Genomic DNA, 19,222 nt, shown 5'->3' with positions numbered 1-19,222 from the left:
CCGCTCATCCGCCGTTCATGTTCGCGCGCGCACGTTCGTCGCGGGCCGGCGCTTGCCAAGCGTCACGAAACCATAACATTGCGGGGCCGGCGCGACCGATGTCCGGATTCAAGACGATCGCCGTTCAGTGCCTGCTGGCCCTTGCAATCTCGTTCGCCGCATCGACCGTGCGCGAAGCAATTGCGGCCGAGAGCGGCACTCCCTCGACCGCCATCCATTTCACCTTCGACCGTCCCATCGATGCGAGCATGGCGCCATTCTTCCTTGCGGCGAAGGACGGCAGGTTCGGCGCCGAGCATCTCAACGTGTCCTTCAACAGCGCGAGCGGATCGCCAGAGGCGCTCGCACGGCTCGCCAAAGGCGACAGCGAGCTCGCGCTCGTCGACATCAACGAGCTGATACGCTTTCGTGACAAGGACGTCGCGGCGCCGGTCAAGGCCGTGTTCGTGCTGTTCGACCGCGCGCCTTACGCGATCGTCGCGCGCAAAAGCCGCGGCATCCGTCTCCTACCCGACCTCGACGGCAAGACCGTCGGCGTTGCCGACGGCGATCTGTCGATGCGACTGTGGCCGGCGCTGGCGCAGCAGAACGGCATCAAGGCATCGCACGTCAAATTCCACAAGATCAGTGCCGCGGTGCGCGAGCCGATCCTGTCCGCAGGACAGGTCGATGCCGTCGCCGGGTTCAGCTATCTCTCGGCGGTGAACCTGCGCGATCGCGGCGTACCCGAAGCCGATCTCGTCGTGCTGCGCTATGCGGACTACGGCTGTGAGGCCTACGGCTTTGCCGTGGTCGCCAACACCGCCTTCGCCGCAGCGAAGCCGGATGCCGTGAAAGGCTTCGTCCGCGCCTTGATCGCGGGCATCACCGCGACGGCCAGGGAGCCGGCGCGTGCGGCGGAGGAGGCCGCGAGCCGCATCGAGGACGGCGACCGCAATTTGGAGCTGAAGCGCCTGCACGCGGTCCTTGCCGACAATATCCTGACCGACGAGGTCAAGCGCTACGGCCTCGGCGGCGTCGAGCCGGCGCGCCTGGAACGTTCGATTGATCAGATCGCGCGGGACTTCAAATTCCGCAAACGGCCGACGGCTCGCGACGTCTTCGACGGCCAGTTCCTGCCGCCGCGGGCAGAGCGGCTGATCAACTGAGTAAAACTGAAAGCTTGCGCTGTATCTCGCGGCGGTCCCTGCTTAGAATGTGGGCTCCCTCGTCGCCGAGTCCCTCGCCCACATGTCCATCCTCCGTCTCTACACCCGCGTTCTCGAGCTGCTCGGCAAGGAGGCGCGGCTGGGCTGGCTGCTCGCGGTCGCCAACCTCCTGCTGGCGGGATCGCAGTTCGCCGAGCCCGTGCTGTTCGGCCGGATCGTCGACGTGCTCTCGGGCAAGACCGTGGCCGGCTCGAGCTCGGCCTGGCCGTTCCTGGTCGCCTGGGTCGCGTTCGGACTGTTCACCATCGTCTGCAGCGCGCTGGTGGCCTTGCAGGCCGACCGGCTCTCGCATCGCCAGCGCCAGGCGGTGCTGACCGACTATTTCGAGCACATCCTGCAGCTGCCGTTGACCTTTCACTCCGGCACCCATTCCGGCCGGCTGATGAAGGTCATGCTCAACGGCACGGACGCGCTGTGGCGGCTGTGGCTCGGCTTTTTCCGCGAGCATTTTGCCGCGATCCTTTCGGTCCTGGTGCTGCTGCCGTTGTCGCTCTACCTGAACTGGCGGCTGGCGATCCTCTTGTTCGTGCTCTGCATCGTCTTCACGGCGCTGACCACCTTCGTGGTGCGCAGGACCTTCGGCATGCAGATGGCGGTCGAGGAGCACTACAGCGAGCTCTCCGCGCGCGCGTCTGATGCGCTCGGCAACGTCGCGCTGGTGCAGAGCTTCGTGCGCGTCGAATCCGAGGTCAAGGGGCTGCGCTCGGTCGCCGACGAGCTGCTGGCCGCGCAGATGCCGGTGTTGTCGTGGTGGGCGCTGGTCACGGTGATCACGCGCGCCTCCACCACCATCACGGTGCTCGCGATCTTCACCCTCGGCATCGCGTTGCACGACCAGGGCCTGACCTCGGTCGGCGAGATCGTGATGTTCGTGAGCTTCGCGACGCTGCTGATCCAGAAGCTCGAGCAGGTGGTCAGCTTCATCAACAACGTGTTCATGGAAGCTCCGCGGCTGCGCGAGTTCTTCAATGTGCTCGACGCCGTGCCCGCGGTGCACGACCGGCCCGACGCAATCGATGCCGGCAGGCTGTCGGGCCTCGTCGAGTTCAACGACGTCACGTTCTCCTATGACGGCAAGCGGCCGGCGATCGAGGACCTCACCTTCACCGCGCTGCCGGGCCAGACCATTGCGCTGGTCGGCCCGACCGGGGCCGGCAAGTCCACCGCGATTGCGCTCCTGCACCGGGCCTTCGATCCGCAATCCGGCGTCATCAAGATCGACGGCATGGACGTGCGCGGCGTCACGTTGACCTCGCTGCGGCGGAACATCGGTGTCGTGTTCCAGGAAGCGCTGCTGTTCAACCGCTCGATCGCGGAGAACTTGCGCGTCGGCAAGCCGGATGCGACCGAGGCCGAGATGCGTAAGGCGGCGGAGCGCGCGCAGGCGCTGGAATTCATCGAACGCAGCGGCGGCTTCGAGACCAATGCCGGCGAGCGCGGCCGCATGCTCTCCGGCGGCGAACGGCAGCGGCTCTCGATCGCCCGCGCCCTGCTGAAGGACCCGCCGATCCTGATCCTGGACGAGGCGACCTCCGCGCTCGACGCGGTCACCGAGGTCAAGGTGAACGCCGCTCTCGACGAAGTGATGAGGGGCCGCACCACCTTCGTGATCGCCCATCGCCTCTCCACCATCCGCAACGCCACGCGGATCCTGGTGTTCGAGAATGGACGGGTGATCGAAACCGGAACTTTCGATGAACTCGTGGCCAAAGGCGGCCATTTTGCCGAGATGGCCAAGGCCCAGTTCATGGTGCAGGAGAACGCACGGGCCAGCGTGACGGCCGCCGAGGCTGCCGCGACAGCTGCCAAATCCCCCTAGCAAGTCCCGAGAGGACCGTCGAAATTCGGCCTACTTCGTTGCGGAATACCGCGCCGATCCCCCTATTCTCGACGCACCAGCCGGTATAGGTTTGCGACGCCGCAAGCGGCGGCGCTGGATTTCAGAACCGACAATCAGATCACGAGAACCGGCCGTATCAGGCGGATCTCCAAGGACCGGAATCGGATAGTGCACGCCCTTCGCCCGCTGCTTCGCAAATCCCTGTTCAACCTGTTCGCTGCGACGCTCGCCTGTGCCGCGATGCTCGCGCCGCGCACGGCGAGCGCCGAAGCGCTCCTGCTGATCGAGGCCGACAGCGGCAAGGTGCTGCAGGCCGAAAACGCGACCCTTCCCTGGTACCCGGCCTCCGTCACCAAGATCATGACCGCCTATGTGACGCTGAAGGCGGTCAAGGACGGCAGGCTGACGCTTGACACGCTGCTCACGGTGTCGCCGACCGCGGCCTCGCAATCGCCATCGAAGATGGGGTTCCGCCCGGGAACCCAAGTCACCGTCGACAACGCGCTGAAGATGATGATGGTCAAGTCGGCGAACGACATGGCCGTGGTGCTCGCCGAAGGCGTCAGCGGCTCGGTCGACGGCTTCTCCGCGGTGATGAACGACACCGCGAGGAAGCTCGGCATGGCGCAGACGAGCTATGTCAATCCAAACGGCCTGCCCGCCGAAGGCCAGATCACCTCTGCGCGCGACCTCGGCATCTTGGCGCGGTCTTTCCTGCGCGACCTGCCGGAATACGAGTACTACATGCATATCCCGGCGATCCGCTTCGGCAAGCGCGTCACCGGCAATTTCAACAAGCTGATCGGCCGCTATCCCGGCGCCGACGGGTTCAAGACCGGCTTCATCTGCGCCTCCGGCTACAACCTCGTCGCCTCGGCCACGCGCAACGGCCGCCGGCTGATCGCGGTGGTGCTCGGTGCAAACTCCGGCACGGCACGCGCGGTGAAGGCGGCGCAGCTGCTGGAGCGTGGCTTCGCTCCGGACAACCTCACCTGGCTGCGCCCCTCGCTCGGCACGGTCGACAATCTCGTGCCGGTCGATGCCACGCCGCCGAACCTGCGCGACGAGATGTGCGGGCCCAACCGCAAGCGGCCGGCCAGCGACGACGACGATGCGCTGATTGCGGCCAGTGGCGGCGCGACCGGATCGGGCTCCGCCACCGGCGGCGCGGCCCAGTTCACCTTCTTCACGGCAGGCCTGCAGCCGCCGCTGATGAAAGCTTCCGAGCTGATGGCCTCGGCTGCGGCGCCGACCGAGCCCGTGCTGGTCTATACCGGCCCGACCCGCACCGGCACCGCCCTGATTGCCGCTGTGGCAGCCGATGCCGACCAGCAGGCCGCGTCCAAGCCGCGCGCCAAGAAGCCGCGCGTCGCCAAGAAGCCAGACGCCGCCGACAAGCCGGCCGATAAGCCCAAGGACACCAAGACCGCGGCGGCCAAGCCGGATGCCAAGCCGACTGACGGCAAGGCGGCCAAGCCGGCCACGCCCCAACCGGCCGCAACCAAGCCGGCTGGCGCCAAGCATGCCGCGACCAAGCCGGATGCGGTGGCGAAGCCCGCCGAGAAGCCTTCGGCCGGCGGCGATCAGGCGGCGAAGCCCGCCAAGCCCAAGGCAGCGACGACCCCCGCGGCGACGAAGCCTCCCGCCGCGGCCAAGCCGGCCAACAACAGTTAACGCCGCTCGGCACTAAACCGCAGCCCCGCTTCGCACCTGCGGCAGCACCGTTTTGCGACGATTCCAGTAGCGACGGCCCGACCTTTGCCCTAAGCCACGACGGCTTGCCACCCGTTCCGGCAAGCTGGATACTGGCGACAACGAGGCAAGCCCGAGAACAACGGGCCCTGGTCAATGAGGGGAGTCTTCCATGGAGCGCATCTGGCTCAAGCAATATCCGCCCGGCGTGCCTGCCGATATCGAGCCGACGCAATACGCATCGCTGGTCGACCTGCTGGAGGAGAGCTTCACCAAGTTCGCCGACCGCAAGGCATTCATCTGCATGGACAAGTCGATCAGCTATCGCGACCTCGACCAGATGTCGGTCGCGCTTGCCGCTTACTTGCAGGGCCGCGGGCTGCAGCGCGGCGCGCGTATCGCCATCATGATGCCGAACGTGCTGCAATACCCGGTCGCGACGGCCGCCGTGCTGCGCGCCGGTTTCGCGGTGGTCAACGTCAACCCGCTCTATACGCCGCGCGAGCTCGAGCACCAGCTGAAGGATTCGGGCGCCGAAGCGATCATCGTGCTGGAGAACTTCGCCCACACCGTCGAGCAGGTGATCGCGAAGACGCAGGTGAAGCACGTCATCGTCGCCAGCATGGGAGACCTGCTCGGCTTCAAGGGCGTGATCGTCAACCTCGTCGTCCGCCGGGTCAAAAAGATGGTACCGGCCTGGTCGTTGCCGGGCTCGGTCTCCTTCAACGACGCGCTGTCCGCCGGCCGCGGCATGACGTTCAACAAGCCGAAGCTGTCGCCCGGTGACGTCGCCTTCCTGCAATATACCGGCGGCACCACCGGCGTCTCCAAGGGCGCCACGTTGCTTCATCGCAACATCGTCGCCAACGTCTTGCAGAACGATGCCTGGCTGCAGCCGGCGCTCGCTTCGCCGCCGCATGTCGAGCAGCTCATGATCGTCTGCGCGCTGCCGCTCTATCACATCTTCGCGCTGACGGCCTGTTATCTGCTGGCTGTGCGCGCCGGCGGCTGCAACCTGCTGATCCCGAACCCGCGCGACATACCCGGCTTTATCAAGGAGCTGGCGAAATACCAGGTCAACACCTTCCCGGCCGTGAACACGCTCTACAACGCCTTAATGAACCATCCCGACTTCAAGAAGCTCGACTTCTCCAAGCTGAAGATCTCGAACGGCGGCGGCATGGCGGTGCAGCGCCCCGTTGCCGAGCAATGGAAGAACATCACAGGCTGCAGCATCGCCGAGGGCTACGGCCTGTCGGAGACGTCGCCTGTCCTGACCTGCAATCCGCCCACGGCGACCGAGTTCGCCGGCTCGATCGGCATCCCCGTGCCGTCGACTTACATCTCGATCCGGGACGACGAGGGCAACGAGGTCCCGCTCGGCCAGGCGGGCGAGATCTGCGCCAAGGGCCCGCAGGTGATGTCCGGCTACTGGAACAGGCCGGAAGAAACCGCCAAGGTGATGACCGCGGACGGCTATTTCCGCACCGGCGACATCGGCGTGATGGACGAGAGGGGCTATATCAAGATCGTCGACCGCAAGAAGGACATGATCCTGGTCTCCGGCTTCAACGTCTATCCGAACGAGGTCGAGGAAGTCATCGCGAGCCATCCAGGCGTGCTCGAATGCGCCGTGATCGGCATCCCCGATTCCAAGTCGGGCGAAGCGGTGAAGGCCTTCGTGGTGAAGAAGGATCCGAACCTCACGGCGGATGCCGTGATCAAGTTCTGTCACGACCAGCTCACCGGCTACAAGGTGCCCAAGCACGTCGAATTCCGCAATGACCTGCCGAAGACCAATGTCGGCAAGATCCTGCGTCGGCAGCTGCGCGACGAGAAGAAGGCGGAGGCGGCGTAAGGCGCGCCTCCGTTCATGGCTGACGCCCGCGACATCACGCCATCAGGCGTTCTCGCCTTCTGGCGAGAGGCCGGGCGCCAACGCTGGTACGAGCGCAGCGATGATTTCGATGCGGAGATACGACGCCGCTTTCTCTCGCTGTGGCAGAAGGCGGCCGCCGGCGAGCTTGCCTCATGGGAGACAAGCGACGACGGCGTGCTGGCACTCGTCATCGTGCTCGACCAGTTTCCCCGCGACATGTTTCGCGGCACGCCGCAGGCCTTTGCCAGCGACGCACAGGCGCGCGACGTCGCCCGCCGCGCCATCGCGCGCGGCGTCGATCGCAGGGTCGATCCCCTCCTGCTGGAATTCCTCTATTTGCCCTTCATGCATTCCGAGCACCTGGCCGACCAGTTGCATTGCGTCGCGCTGTTTCGAAACACCGACAATACCGAAAGCCTGAAATACGCGCGCGACCACGCCGATATCATCGCGCGGTTCGGCCGCTTTCCCCACCGCAACCGTCTCCTCGGCCGCGACACCACCGAGGAGGAGCAGGCCTTCCTCGACGGCGGCGGTTTTGCCGGCTGATGACATCACGGTGAACGGCCGCCATCCTCGCCGCTTCCGCCACTGGCAATATTGTGCAGGCCCGCCGCCCGGTCTAAAAAGCGGGACCGATTTTCAGGGAGAGTGACGATGGCGATCCAGATTGGCGACAAGCTGCCCGAGGCGAAATTCCGCGTGATGACGGCGGAAGGCCCGCAGGTGAAGACCACCGACGACATCTTCAAGGGCAAGAAGGTGGCGCTGTTCGCGGTCCCCGGCGCCTATACCGGCACCTGCCACAAGATGCATCTGCCGAGCATCTTCCTCAACGCCTATGCCATGAAGGACAAGGGTGTCGACACCATCGCCATCGTCTCCGTCAACGACGCCTTCGTCATGAACGCCTGGAAGCGCGACACCGACCAGCGCGACGAGGCCGTCTTCCTCGCCGACGGCAATGCCGACTTCACCAAGGCGATCGGCATGGAGCTGGACGCCTCCGCCAACGGCCTCGGCATCCGCTCCAAGCGCTATTCGATGCTGATCGAGGACGGCGTGGTCAAGAAGCTGAACCTCGAGGCGATGCCCGGCAAGGTCGAGGTCTCCGGCGGCGATACGCTGCTCGGGCAGCTGTGAGGCGCCACCGGTCTTAGCCACACATGACGCTGTCATGCCCCGCGAAGGCGGGGCATCCAGTACGCCGAGGCTTCTCGGTTGAATCAGAAACGTATCGGAGTACTGGATCGCCCGGTCAAGCCGGGCGATGACAGTGGTGAATGAGGCGACGATGGCGCCCCTACTCCCTCACCCGCTGCTGCAACCGCGCCTTCACGATGCCATCGCGCGCCAGCTGGTCGGCGCGCTCGTTCTCGGGGTGGCCGGCGTGGCCCTTGACCCAGTGCCAGCGGACCTCGTGCTGCTTCAGCGCTGCGTCGAGGCGCTGCCATAGCTCGACATTCTTCACCGGCTTCTTGTCGGCGGTGCGCCAGCCGTTGCGCTTCCAGCCGAAGATCCAGCCGGTGATGCCCTGCCGGACATACTGGCTGTCGGTGTAGAGGTCGACCGTGCACGGCCGCTTCAGCGCTTCCAGCGCCGAGATCGCCGCCATCAATTCCATCTGGTTGTTGGTGGTGTGCGGCTGGCCGCCGTTCAGCTCTTTCTCCTTGTCGCCGAACTTCAGGATCGCGCCCCAGCCGCCCGGCCCGGGATTTCCCGAGCAGGCGCCGTCGGTGTAGATCGTGACATTGGGTAGCTCGCTCACGCCACCAGCCCCGACGGCATCAGCCCATAATCGCGCACGCTCGTCACGCTCTGATGGAAGCGCAGCTTGCGGACATACTCGAGCGGATCCTTCGGCTTGACCAGCGCGCCTGCGGGCACGTTGAGCCAGTCGACCAGCCGCGTCAGCAGGAAGCGGATCGCCGCGCCCCGCGCCAGCAGCGGCAGCGCGGCCTCTTCGGCTTCGCTCAGCTTGCGCACCCGGCCATAGGCGTTGAGGAAGGCACGCGCCTTGGTGACGTTGAAGGAATGATCCGGCTCGAAGCACCAGGCGTTGAGGCAGATCGCGACGTCATAGGCCAGCATGTCGTTGCAGGCGAAGGTGAAGTCGATGATCCCCGAGAGCTTGTCGCCGAGGAAAAAGACGTTGTCGTTGAAAAGGTCGGCGTGGATCACGCCTTCGGGCAGGTTGCTCGGCCAGACGCCGCTCGAGAGATAATCAAGTTCGGCGGCAAGAAAATCGCGCAGACCGGGCTGCACCTCGTCGGCGCGGCTTGAAGCTGCGTCGAACAGCGGTCGCCAGCCGGAAACCGAGAGCGCATTGGTGCGCTTGATCGCAAAATTCGCGCCTGCCAGATGCATCTTCGCCAGCCCCTCGCCGACCCCGGCGCAATGGGTCGCGTTCGGCTTGCGCGGCCAGACGCCTTCGAGGAAGGTGATGATCGCTGCGGGCCGGCCTGCCAGCTCGCACAGCGCCTCGCCGTCTCTTGCCTTCACAGGCAGCGGACAATTGACGCCGTGCTCGGCCAGATGCGTCATCAGCGCGAGAAAGAACGGCAGATCGTTCCTTGCCACGCGCTTTTCGTACAGCGTGAGGATGAACGAGCCTTTGCTTGTGTGCAGCAGGAAGTTGGAATTTTCGACGCCCTCGGCGATGCCCTTGTAGGAGAGCAATTCGCCGAGATCGTATTGCTTCAGGAAATCCGCAAGCTCGTCGGCGGCGACGTCGGTGTAGACCGCCATCAAGGTCTACTCGGCGGCAGCTTCGGGGCGCACCTGACGCGGCAACGGGAAGAACTCGTTCTCTTCCGCGGCCGAGACCGTCTCCACGTGCAGCGTGTAGCGCTCGGCGAAGGCGTCCATGATCTCCTCGACGATCACCTCAGGCGCGGACGCGCCAGCGGTGATGCCAAGGCTCTTGATGTTGCCGAACCTGGTCCAGTCGAGGTCCGCGGCGCGCTGCGCCAGCACCGCGATCTTGCAGCCCTCGCGCTCGGCAACCTCGCGCAGGCGCTGCGAGTTCGACGAGTTGGGAGCACCGACCACGATGAGCGCGTCCACCACCGGCGCCACCTTCTTCACCGCGAGCTGGCGGTTGGTGGTGGCGTAGCAGATGTCTTCCTTGTGCGGCCCGTTGATGTTGGGGAAGCGTTCCTTGAGCAGCGCGACGATCTCCGCGGTGTCGTCGATCGACAGCGTGGTCTGCGTCACGAAGGCGAGGTTGTTGGGGTCCTTCGGCGTGATGGTCTTGGCATCCTCGGCGGTCTCAATCAGGGTCACTGCGCCGGGCGGCAGCTGACCGAGCGTGCCGACTACCTCGGGATGGTGGGAATGGCCGATCAGGAAGATCTCGCGGCCGCGCTTGAAATGGATCGCGGCCTCGCGATGCACCTTGGTCACCAGCGGGCAAGTCGCATCCAGCGAGAACAGGTTGCGGGACTGGGCGTCGGCCGGAACCGATTTCGGTACGCCATGGGCCGAGAACACCACCGGGGCGGTGGTATTCTCGGGGATTTCGGCGAGCTCCTCGACGAAGATGGCGCCCTTCTTCTTCAACCCATCGACGACGTACTTGTTGTGCACAATCTCGTGGCGAACATAGACGGGGGCGCCGTACTTATCGAGCGCCCGTTCCACGGTGTCGATCGCCCGGACCACCCCGGCACAGAAGCCGCGGGGAGAACAAAGCACGATCTTGAGGTCTGGTTTGGCTGACATTGAGCGATCTCGGGACCGAATCACCCGATCGCGTTCTGCCGGGGCGGTCGATGGATGGGAATTTGGCTTAAAACTGTCGGCTTGAACCTTACAGCGGTTCAAAGGGAATTGGGCCCCCTTTCGGGCGGTGTCAAGGCACTATCTATAGCAGAACCATTGCATGGCTACCCCCTCCGGGCTTATATAACGCGAATTCCCTGTCATCGCTGATGACCACCGGTTTCGCCTCCAGAGGGGTGGGCGAAGCACAAAGGAGATTTGCCATGAGCAACGCACCTCTGATGCCCAAGGCGACCGCCGTTTGGCTGCTCGACAACACCGCGCTGACCTTCGACCAGGTCGCCGATTTCACCAAGATGCATCCCCTCGAGGTGCGTGCCATCGCCGACGGCGACGCCGCCCAGGGCATCAAGGGCATGGATCCCCTCTCCAATGGCCAGCTGACCCGCGAGGAAATCGAGAAGGGCGAGAAGAACCCGGACTACCGGCTCCGCCTCCAGGAGAGCAAGGTGGTGCTGCCGCCCCAGCCCAAGCGCAAGGGCCCGCGTTACACCCCGGTCTCGCGCCGCCATGAGCGCCCGAGCGCCATCCTCTGGCTGCTGCGCAACCATGCGGAGCTCAAGGACGCCCAGATCATGCGCCTGGTCGGCACCACCAAGAGCACGATCGCGAGCGTGCGCGACCGTACCCACTGGAACACCTCGGCGCTGACCCCGATCGACCCGGTCACGCTCGGCCTGTGCTCGCAGATCGAGCTCGATTTCGAGGTGCAGCGCGCGGCGAAGGAGAAGCCGATCGACGCAGCCTATGGCGGCGCCACCCTGCTGCCGGCCTCCGAGACCACCCGCAAGGACGAGTACGAGCCCGCGGAGAAGTCCAGCGACGACCTCAACGTCGACGCCGTGTTCGCCAAGCTGAAGACGCTCGGCGGCAAGAAGCACGAGGACGAGGAGGAGTAATTCCTCCCGTTCATCCACCATCAACGCAAACGCAGCAGGAAAACCTGCCGCGTTTTGTTTGTACGCCCGAGCTGGGCTTCAGGTCAGAACTTGTAGGTCACACCCGCGCCGACCAGCCACGGATCGATATGCGCGGTGCCGGTGACCGGCAGGCCGGAGACGATGGCGCTGTAGTACGGGCGCAGCCAGAGCTTCTTGACGTCGACATTGAGACCCCAGTGCCGGTCGATCATGTAGTCGAAGCCGAACTGGACGGCGCCGCCCCAGGCGTTGCTGACGTGCAGGTTGGTGGTGGTGGCGACGATCGCGGGCGGACCGGCGATCGCGGAAGGCGCATTGGCCGCGGAATTGTTGAAGAACACGGTGTAGTTCACGCCCGCGCCGACATACGGCTTGAACGCGCCGAACTGGTCGAAGTGATATTGCAGCGTCAGCGTCGGCGGCAGCAGCGTGGTCTTGCCGATCGGCAGATTCGCGAGCGAGCCGGTGCCGCTGATCGAATGCCTGGTCACGCCCAGGATCAATTCGGCAGCGATGTTCTTGGTGAAGAAATAGCTGATGTCGAGCTCGGGGACGACCTGGTCGCTGATCGACAGGCCTGAATTCGGCGACGACAGCGAAGGCACGCCCGCGACATTGACGGTGCTCCCGCCCGCATCCGGCAATACGCCGAGCACCCGCAGGCGGATCATCCACGGATTGAACGCCTCCACCGGCACCGGCGCCTTCTTGTAGACCGGCAGATCTGCCGCCTGCATTGATGCAAAAGTGCCCACGAGCATCGCGCCGAGCGTCGCGACCCGCGCCAAGTTTCTTATCGTTCCATCCATTTTCAATCCCCTTCAACCATGTCGACGCGTCGTTGCGCGACATCAGCGTCAGAGCAGAAAGAGGATGGTGAAGGATTTGATGCCGATCAAACCAGGACTATCGCGACGCGATTTGGCCCCCGGCGTTGCAGATGTGTCACGGAAACCGAGAATGCGAAGCGGGTGGCGCGGCAGCATAGTGCCGCAGCTCACATCACGGGCGCACGGGGTTGTTCAGCATGTACTCGCCGAGATCGCGCTGGCGGCGGTCGGCGCGCGCGGTGGCGGCGTTGCGCTGGACGTCGCGGTCCTTGCGGCAGGCCACGTAATCCGGCGAGCCCTGCGCATAGCCCCGGCTCTGGCAGACGGCGTCGTCATCATCGCCGCTCGCCGCCACCGGATTCTGGTAGCGTGCCGAGCAGGCGGAGAGAGCGACGGCGAGAGCTAAGGCGGTCAGCAGGCGTGGCGCGGCGGCAAGTGGCATACGAGGTTCCCTATCGGCCGGCACTGTTTAGCGCGGAATGCGGAGATTGTAAGTCCCTGGACGCCGTTCCACGCTCGCTGTCGTTCCCCGCATAGGCGGGCGATGACAGTGGAGAGCGGTGAGCAACGCCCTTCCCGCCCCGGGATGACGCTTCGCCTCACATCCGTCCCTTCAGCGCCTCGCCGATCTCCTCGAGTGCCTTGGGATCCTCGATCGTCGCCGGCATGGTCCAGGATTCTCCGTCGGCGATCTTCTTGATGGTGCCGCGCAGAATCTTTCCGGAGCGCGTCTTGGGGAGGCGGCCGACGGTGATGGCGAGCTTGAACGCGGCGACCGGGCCGAGCTTGTCGCGCACCAGCGCGACGATCTCCTTCTCGATCTCGGCGGGCGGGCGCTTCACGCCCGCTTTCAGCACCAGGAAGCCGCAGGGCACCTCGCCCTTGATCGCGTCCTTGACGCCGAGCACGGCGCATTCGGCGACATCGGGATGCGAGGCCAAAATCTCCTCCATGCCGCCGGTGGAGAGGCGATGGCCGGCGACGTTGATGATGTCGTCGGTGCGGCCCATCACGAAGACATAGCCGTCCTCGTCCTTGTAGCCGGCGTCGGAGGTTTTGTAATAGCCGGGGAATTCGCTCAGGTAAGCCTCCTTGAAGCGCGCGTCCTGATTCCACAGCGTCGGCAGGCAGCCCGGCGGCATCGGCAGCCTGATGACGATCGAGCCCATGGTGTTGGGGCCGACCGGCTTTGCCGCTTCGTCGACGACATCGACCTGATAGCCCGGCATCGGCACCGTCGGCGAGCCGTGCTTCACCGGCAGCATGCCGAGGCCGACCGGATTGCCGGCGATGCACCAGCCGGTCTCGGTCTGCCACCAATGGTCGATCACCGGTACCTTCAGCTGCTGCTCCGCCCATTCCACGGTCGGCGGATCGGCGCGCTCGCCGGCGAGGAACAGGGTACGGAATTTCGAGAGGTCGTACTGCCGGATGAATTTCCCTTCCGGGTCTTCCTTGCGGATGGCGCGGAAGGCCGTCGGCGCGGTGAAGAAGGCCACCGCCTTGTGCTCAAAGATCACGCGCCAGAACGCGCCGGCGTCGGGCGTGCCGACCGGCTTGCCCTCGTACATGATCGTGGTCGCGCCATGCAGCAGCGGGCCGTAAACGATGTAGCTGTGGCCGACCACCCAGCCGATGTCGGAGCCGCACCACCAGACCTCGCCCGGCTTGACGCCGTAGAGGTTGAACATCGACCATTTCACCGCGACGAGATGCCCGCCATTGTCGCGCACGACGCCCTTCGGCACGCCTGTTGTGCCCGAGGTATAGAGGATGTAGAGCGGGTCTGTCGCGGCGACAGGCACGCACGCCGCGCGCTTGCCGTCGTTCAGCGCCTTGCGCCGCAGGCTGGCCCAGTCGTAATCGCGGCTCGGCGTCATCTCGCAGGTGAGCTGCGGACGCTGCAGCACGATGCAGGCCTTCGGCTTGCTGCTGGCAAGCTTGATCGCCTCGTCGAGCAGCGGCTTGTACTGCACGATGCGGCCGGGCTCGATGCCGCAGCTGGCGGACAGGATCAGCTTGGGCTGCGCATCGTCGATGCGGGTGGCAAGCTCCTTCGCGGCAAAGCCGCCGAACACCACCGAGTGCACCGCACCGAGCCGCGCGCAGGCGAGCATCGCGACCACCGCCTCCGGCACCATCGGCATATAGAGGATGACACGATCGCCTTTGGCGACACCGAAATCCTGCATGATTGCGGCGAGCGCCTGGACCTCGTTCAGCAGTTCAGCATAGGTGAACTTGGTGACCGAGCCCGTCAGCGGCGAATCATGGATCAGCGCGACCTGGTCGGCGCGGCCCCGTTCGACGTGGCGGTCGAGGGCGTTGTAGCAGGTGTTGACGACGCCGCCGGCGAACCAGCGGCCGTAGGTTCCTTGCGAGGGATCGAAGACCTTGGTCGCAGGCTCGATCCAGTCGATCTCCTTCGCCGCCTCGGCCCAGAAGCCCTCGGGATCGGCCAGCGAGCGCGCATGGACTTCATGATAGCTGCTTTTGCCCTGGATATTCATTCCCGCGCTCCCGTTCCCTTTATTCACCTGGCTTGAACCTCGTGGCAGGACAGGCGCCCCGCCATGACCAGGATCAATTGCCGGCCTTGTTTGGAGCCATTTTCCCGGGAACGGGCCGCGGTTCAAGCTGAAAAGGATGGGTTTTTTGGCGGAGGCGCGCGGCTGCGGCACGGGCGGTGCGCTCCCTCTCCCCGCTCTTACGGGGAGAGGGTTAGGGTGAGGGGCTGCATCCGCAATCATCGTGCAAATTGGACTCGCAGAGAGTCCCCTCACCCGGAATTTGCTGACGCAAATTCCGGCCTCTCCCCGCAGGCGGGGAGAGGCGAAGAAGAGCCTCTCAGCTCTCCATCGCGTTCAGCCGCTGCAAGCGGTCCTGCATGATCCTCTTCAGATCGTATCCGGGGCGGCGGAAGCTCGCATTGCGCGTCGTGAGGAACTCGCGCTGGGTCTTGCGCAGGTCGCTAGCGGAACGTCCTTTGGAAGCCCTCAGCACGCGTTCATAGGTCTCGGCGATCTGACGGTCGAGCACGCCGAGCTGCGGATCGGCGCAGATCACTTTCTCGACCTCACGCTTGGCGGTGGCGCACTTGAAGGACGGACCGCTATCGTCGGCCGAGCGCGCATGCATTGGGCCCGGCGACGCCGCGCCGAACCTGGCGATCTCGGCAATCATGCTGCGGCGGCCGTTCGCTGCATTCTCGTTGCCGGGATCCAGCTTCAGCGCCGTCTCATAATCGGCAAGCGCCTTCTTGCGCTCGCCCATCTTCTTGTAGAGCACCGCGCGGTTGTTGTAGGTCTTGGCGAAATTCGGATCGAGCTTCAGCGCAGCCTCGTAGTCGCTCAGCGCCGCCCCGAGCTCGCCTTTGAACTGGTAGGAGTCGCCGCGGTTGGTCAGGAAGTTGGCGCGCTGTTCCCGCCGGATCGCCTGGTCGTAATCGGCAATCGCCTTGTCGTACTCGCCCATCGCAGCATAGGTCAGGCCGCGGTTGTCGTAATATTCCGGCACCTTCGGGTCGAGCCTGATCGCCTCGCCGTCGTCGGCGACCGCCTTGTCGAGCTGGCCGAGCTTCTTGTAGGCCGCGCCGCGATTGGTGTAGGTGCGCGCGCGGTCGGGATCGAGCCGCAGCGCCTCGTCGAAATTTCTGATCGCCTTCTCGTTGTCGCCGCCGAGATAATAGGCCACACCACGGTCGGACCAGGCTTGCGCATCGTCCGGCTTCAGCTTGATCGCCTGGTCGTAATCGGCGAGTGCGCGGTCGAGGCGGCGCTGATTGGTGTAGACGACGCCGCGCAGCTCGTAAGCTTCGGCATCCTGCGGGTCGAGCTCGATCGCCTTGGTCAGATCCGCCGCGGCGCGGTTGAGATCGCCGCCGGCCTCGCGCAGGAGATCGCCTCGCACGCGCCAAGCCTTCGCGTTCTTGCCGTCGAGCGCGATGGCGCGGTCGAGATCCCGCAGCGCCTGTGACTGGCCTCCAAGGGTCTGCGCATTGGCTTCGGCGCGGACGACGAGGGCCGCGCTGCGTTCGGCGGCCGAATTGGCGGTCTGGTCGATGATGGCGCTGCACGCGGAGATCAACTCGACCGGGGCGGCCTTGCTTCCCAGCACGCACTCGGTGCTCGCCGCGGCGGGAGCCGCGAGAACGAAACTCATGGCCGCGCCGAGAAAGAGGGCGCGAAGCGAGATTTTGGCAGGTGAAAGCGCTTGCGCGGAGGCGTGAGTGCCGCACATGACATAGGGCTCCGTGACGTCGGGTTCTCACCGTTGTCGCAGCTGGCAAGCGATGGGTTCAAACCGGGCCTGGGAGGGACGGAGCGCTGCCGGCTCTCCCTCGCCCTGCTTGGGCAGGACTATCGCATATGAGATGTGGCTGTGGGCACCGGCTGTCTCCACAGCGTCATGGCCGGGCTCGTCCCGGCCGGTCCACGCCTTTTCACACGGCACAAAGAACGTGGATGCCCGGGACAAGCCCGGGCATGACGACCCCTGCAATATTCAAATGCGATTGCCCTGCCGCTTGCCGGGAGAGGCGAAAATCTCAATATCCATCCACACCGTTCAGCCGCTGCAAGCGCTGCTGCATCGCCTTCTTCAGGTCGTATCCCGGCCGGCCGAAATCGGCATTGCGGCGCGCGATGAACTCGACCTGCTCGCGCTGGAGCGCTTTGACCTCGGCCGCATTGCGCGCCTCCCGGATCGCACGGGCATTGGAGGCAAAGACCTCGCGATCGAGATCGGCGAGCTCGCGATTGCCGCAGATCGCCCGTTCCACCGCCCGACGCGCTCGCCCGCAATTGAAGCTGGGCTTGCCGGCGACCGCCATCTGCGCGCCGATCCGCTCGATCTCGCGCGCCATCGCCTTGTGATTGGCTTTGGCCTTCTCGTGGTTCGGATCGATCCTGAGCGCTGCGCCGAAATCCTGCACCGCCTTCGGCTTGTCACCCTTCTTCAGCCAGAGTTCGCCGCGCGCATTGAAGACGTCGGCAAGGCCGGGATCGAGCAGAAGAGCACGGCTGTCGTCGGCGATGGCATGGTCCACCTGATTGTGCCGCGCATAGAGCGCAGCGCGCGCGATCAGAGCCTTGATCAGATCGGCCTTCGTCGTCTTCTCGTTGTCGATCACTTCGGCGCAGGCAGTGGCGGCCTTGTCCATGTCATCGGCTGCGGCCGCGGCGAGGCAGGGCGCGACATCGACCTGCGTCACAGCCACCGGCTCGCCGCCGGTCGCGGCATCGGCCGGGGCGAACGAGAGCGCATAGAGCAGTCCGGCGCCGATCAGCTGAATGAGAAAACGCATGCGTTGCAGTCGAAGCCTTGTCGTCGATGTTAAGCTCTTGCCTTGAAGCCGCACTATCCATCATACGGCCGGATTGGTGCTAGCTTGTGGCGCCGCTGAAATCGGCTTCGGGGATCATCGTGTCGACATTCGAATGGATCATTGTGTTGCTGCTCGGCGCGGTTGGCTTATCGGCGCTGGCGCGGCGGATCAAGGTGCCCTACCCGACCTTTCTCGCCATCGGCGGCGCGCTGATCGCCTTCGTGCCGTCGAGCCCGACCTGGACGCTGGAGCCCGACCTCGCCCTTGCCCTTTTTGTCGCGCCGGTCCTGCTCGATGCCGCCTTCGACACGTCGCTGCGCGACCTTCGCAAGAACTGGGTTCCGGTCTCGACCCTGGTGGTGGCCGCGGTCGGCCTCACCACGGCCGCCGTGGCCTATGTCGCGCACCGGCTGATGCCCGACATGCCCTGGGCCGCCGCGGTCGCGCTCGGCGCCATCGTGGCGCCGCCGGATGCGGCCGCTGCGGTTGCGATCCTGAGCCAGGTCAAGCTGCCCCACCGCATGGTCAAGGTGCTGGAGGGCGAAAGCCTGCTCAACGATGCCAGCGCGCTGCTGATCTATCGCATCGCCGTCGGCGCGGTCGCCACCGAGCATCTGACCTGGAGCCAGGTCGCCCCGACCATGGCGCTGGCGCTGGTCGGCAGCGTCATCGCTGGTCTGGCCGCAGGCCGCATCATTCCGCTGTTCATGGAGCGGGTGACGGAGGCGCCGAGCGCCATCATCGTGCAGTTCGCCACCACCTTCATGGTCTGGATCGCCGCCGAGCATCTCGGTCTCTCCGGCATCCTCACCATCGTGGTCTACGCCATCACGGTCGCGCGCACCGCACCGGCGCGCATCCCGGCGCGGCTGCGGGTGCCGTCCTATGCGGTGTGGGAGACGACCGTGTTCGTGCTCAACGTGCTCGCCTTCATGCTGATCGGCATGCAGATGCGGCCGATCTGGACGCGGCTGGATGCGGACGTGCGCTGGGAATATTGCGTGGCCGCCGCCTGGATCCTGCTTACGGTGATCCTGGTACGCCTGTTCTGGGTGACGTTCTATCGCACGAGCCTGCGGGTGCTGATCGCGCAGGGGCTCTATCATCCCAAGGATCCGCAGCAGGTGGCCTCGCCCAAGGGCGGGCTCATCATCTCCTGGTGCGGCATGCGCGGCCTCGTCACGCTCGCCACCGCCTTTGCCCTGCCGGAAAACTTTCCCTATCGTGACTTCATCGTCTTCATCGCGTTTGCGGTGGTGCTGGGATCGCTGGTGATCCAGGGCCTGACGCTGCGGCCGCTGATCCTCGCTTTCAACCTCAAGGACGACGATCCCGTCGGCATCGAGGTCGCCCGCGGCCGCGCCGTGGCCTATCGCGCCGCGCTCGATGCGATCGAGAGCGATCCGTCGGAGGAGGCGGAAATCCTGCGGCTCGAATATCGCGCCATCCTGATGCAGGCCGAGACCGATCCCAACGGCGGCATCAGCAACGGCGAACTGCCCGCCGATCCCCTGCGCCGCCGCGCTATCGAGGCCGCGCGCAAGGCGATCTTCGACCTGCGCGCCACCGAGGTGATCGGCGACGATGCGTTTCATCGGCTCGAGGAGGAGCTCGATCGCGCAGAATTGAGCGCGGGCGGATGATGTCTCTCCGCTGTCGTCCCGACAAGAGTTTGGGCGCTCTGCAATGTGCGCCGAGTCACACACAGCATCCCGCAGCTTGAACCAAACCCCGCCTCTCCAGA

16 protein-coding genes are annotated in these 19,222 nt (G+C 65.2%); 8 read left to right on the top strand and 8 right to left on the bottom strand.

Translation table 11 applies throughout. From position 1 onward, the window contains the following. Positions 1–98: 98 nt before the first annotated feature. The 6 genes from I6F21_RS09235 to I6F21_RS09210 all read left to right on the top strand — a co-directional run bounded on the left by I6F21_RS09235 (position 99) and on the right by I6F21_RS09210 (position 7,762). Positions 99–1,148 (top strand): ABC transporter substrate-binding protein, encoded by a 1,050-nt coding sequence (locus tag I6F21_RS09235; RefSeq protein WP_225183055.1) that lies wholly within the window; start codon positions 99–101, stop codon positions 1,146–1,148. Positions 1,149–1,230: 82 nt separating this feature from the next. Further along, positions 1,231–3,027 carry a glucan ABC transporter ATP-binding protein/ permease gene (locus I6F21_RS09230; RefSeq protein WP_057028254.1) on the top strand — a complete coding sequence of 599 codons (1,797 nt, stop codon included), beginning with the start codon at positions 1,231–1,233 and terminating at the stop codon, positions 3,025–3,027. Positions 3,028–3,216: 189 nt separating this feature from the next. After that, on the top strand, positions 3,217–4,722 hold the full coding sequence (locus tag I6F21_RS09225; RefSeq protein WP_074447682.1) for a D-alanyl-D-alanine carboxypeptidase family protein: 1,506 nt from the start codon (positions 3,217–3,219) through the stop codon (positions 4,720–4,722). Positions 4,723–4,912: 190 nt separating this feature from the next. Further along, positions 4,913–6,598, top strand: a complete 1,686-nt coding sequence (locus I6F21_RS09220; RefSeq protein ID WP_035997514.1) for a long-chain fatty acid--CoA ligase — start codon at positions 4,913–4,915, stop codon at positions 6,596–6,598. A 15-nt stretch (positions 6,599–6,613) separates the two neighbouring features. Then, entirely contained in the window at positions 6,614–7,168 is a 555-nt protein-coding gene (locus I6F21_RS09215; protein WP_225156680.1) for a DUF924 family protein, read from the top strand. A 108-nt stretch (positions 7,169–7,276) separates the two neighbouring features. Beyond that, on the top strand, positions 7,277–7,762 hold the full coding sequence (locus I6F21_RS09210) for a peroxiredoxin (RefSeq protein WP_028180275.1): 486 nt from the start codon (positions 7,277–7,279) through the stop codon (positions 7,760–7,762). Between the two features lie 160 nt (positions 7,763–7,922). Here the strand turns inward: I6F21_RS09210 and rnhA are convergent, their stop codons facing one another. From rnhA to ispH, 3 genes are read right to left on the bottom strand one after another with little or no spacing between them, the layout of a single operon-like run. Then, positions 7,923–8,387, bottom strand: coding sequence for a ribonuclease HI (rnhA, locus tag I6F21_RS09205; protein ID WP_057028258.1), 465 nt, complete (start codon positions 8,385–8,387; stop codon positions 7,923–7,925). Further along, positions 8,384–9,367, bottom strand: coding sequence for a homoserine kinase (locus tag I6F21_RS09200; RefSeq protein WP_225183054.1), 984 nt, complete (start codon positions 9,365–9,367; stop codon positions 8,384–8,386). Before I6F21_RS09200 ends, rnhA begins: the two co-directional genes overlap by 4 nt. Positions 9,368–9,373: 6 nt before the next feature. After that, positions 9,374–10,342 (bottom strand): 4-hydroxy-3-methylbut-2-enyl diphosphate reductase, encoded by a 969-nt coding sequence (ispH, locus tag I6F21_RS09195; RefSeq protein ID WP_036021214.1) that lies wholly within the window; start codon positions 10,340–10,342, stop codon positions 9,374–9,376. Between the two features lie 263 nt (positions 10,343–10,605). Here ispH and I6F21_RS09190 point away from each other — a divergent pair, with 263 nt between their 5' ends. After that, entirely contained in the window at positions 10,606–11,301 is a 696-nt protein-coding gene (locus I6F21_RS09190) for a cell cycle transcriptional regulator TrcR (protein WP_035997500.1), read from the top strand. Between the two features lie 83 nt (positions 11,302–11,384). On the opposite strand, the gene I6F21_RS09185 is transcribed toward I6F21_RS09190, so the two are convergent. From I6F21_RS09185 to I6F21_RS09165, 5 genes are all read right to left on the bottom strand, one after another. Then, positions 11,385–12,131: an OmpW family outer membrane protein gene (locus I6F21_RS09185; protein ID WP_225183053.1), complete on the bottom strand. Its 747-nt coding sequence runs from the start codon at positions 12,129–12,131 to the stop codon at positions 11,385–11,387. Between the two features lie 193 nt (positions 12,132–12,324). Then, a complete protein-coding gene (locus I6F21_RS09180) occupies positions 12,325–12,594 on the bottom strand; it encodes a hypothetical protein (RefSeq protein WP_057028262.1) in 270 nt (89 codons plus the stop codon). A gap of 157 nt (positions 12,595–12,751) precedes the next feature. Beyond that, positions 12,752–14,662 (bottom strand): propionyl-CoA synthetase, encoded by a 1,911-nt coding sequence (locus I6F21_RS09175; RefSeq protein WP_225183052.1) that lies wholly within the window; start codon positions 14,660–14,662, stop codon positions 12,752–12,754. A 337-nt stretch (positions 14,663–14,999) separates the two neighbouring features. Next, positions 15,000–16,391, bottom strand: coding sequence for a tetratricopeptide repeat protein (locus I6F21_RS09170; protein ID WP_036021203.1), 1,392 nt, complete (start codon positions 16,389–16,391; stop codon positions 15,000–15,002). Positions 16,392–16,698: 307 nt separating this feature from the next. After that, a complete protein-coding gene (locus I6F21_RS09165; protein WP_225183051.1) occupies positions 16,699–17,457 on the bottom strand; it encodes a tetratricopeptide repeat protein in 759 nt (252 codons plus the stop codon). Positions 17,458–17,543: 86 nt separating this feature from the next. On the opposite strand from I6F21_RS09165, the gene I6F21_RS09160 reads away from it, so the two are divergent. Next, positions 17,544–19,121 carry a sodium:proton antiporter gene (locus tag I6F21_RS09160; RefSeq protein WP_225183050.1) on the top strand — a complete coding sequence of 526 codons (1,578 nt, stop codon included), beginning with the start codon at positions 17,544–17,546 and terminating at the stop codon, positions 19,119–19,121. Positions 19,122–19,222: the final 101 nt, after the last annotated feature.

Source organism: Bradyrhizobium sp. NBAIM03 (assembly GCF_020194055.1).
GTDB lineage: Bacteria > Pseudomonadota > Alphaproteobacteria > Rhizobiales > Xanthobacteraceae > Bradyrhizobium > Bradyrhizobium yuanmingense.
Note: the sequence above shows the minus strand (reverse complement) of the source record. Positions and strands in the feature narration are given on the sequence as shown.

Bases quoted from the DNA above. Each gene is read 5' to 3' on its own strand.
- I6F21_RS09235 (WP_225183055.1), top strand. From the start codon at position 99: ATGTCCGGATTCAAGACGATCGCCGTTCAGTGCCTGCTGGCCCTTGCA.
- I6F21_RS09230 (WP_057028254.1), top strand. From the start codon at position 1,231: ATGTCCATCCTCCGTCTCTACACCCGCGTTCTCGAGCTGCTCGGCAAG.
- I6F21_RS09220 (WP_035997514.1), top strand. From the start codon at position 4,913: ATGGAGCGCATCTGGCTCAAGCAATATCCGCCCGGCGTGCCTGCCGAT.
- I6F21_RS09215 (WP_225156680.1), top strand. From the start codon at position 6,614: ATGGCTGACGCCCGCGACATCACGCCATCAGGCGTTCTCGCCTTCTGG.
- I6F21_RS09210 (WP_028180275.1), top strand. From the start codon at position 7,277: ATGGCGATCCAGATTGGCGACAAGCTGCCCGAGGCGAAATTCCGCGTG.
- I6F21_RS09200 (WP_225183054.1), bottom strand. From the start codon at position 9,367: ATGGCGGTCTACACCGACGTCGCCGCCGACGAGCTTGCGGATTTCCTG.
- ispH (WP_036021214.1), bottom strand. From the start codon at position 10,342: ATGTCAGCCAAACCAGACCTCAAGATCGTGCTTTGTTCTCCCCGCGGC.
- I6F21_RS09190 (WP_035997500.1), top strand. From the start codon at position 10,606: ATGAGCAACGCACCTCTGATGCCCAAGGCGACCGCCGTTTGGCTGCTC.
- I6F21_RS09185 (WP_225183053.1), bottom strand. From the start codon at position 12,131: ATGGATGGAACGATAAGAAACTTGGCGCGGGTCGCGACGCTCGGCGCG.
- I6F21_RS09180 (WP_057028262.1), bottom strand. From the start codon at position 12,594: ATGCCACTTGCCGCCGCGCCACGCCTGCTGACCGCCTTAGCTCTCGCC.
- I6F21_RS09175 (WP_225183052.1), bottom strand. From the start codon at position 14,662: ATGAATATCCAGGGCAAAAGCAGCTATCATGAAGTCCATGCGCGCTCG.
- I6F21_RS09170 (WP_036021203.1), bottom strand. From the start codon at position 16,391: ATGTGCGGCACTCACGCCTCCGCGCAAGCGCTTTCACCTGCCAAAATC.
- I6F21_RS09165 (WP_225183051.1), bottom strand. From the start codon at position 17,457: ATGCGTTTTCTCATTCAGCTGATCGGCGCCGGACTGCTCTATGCGCTC.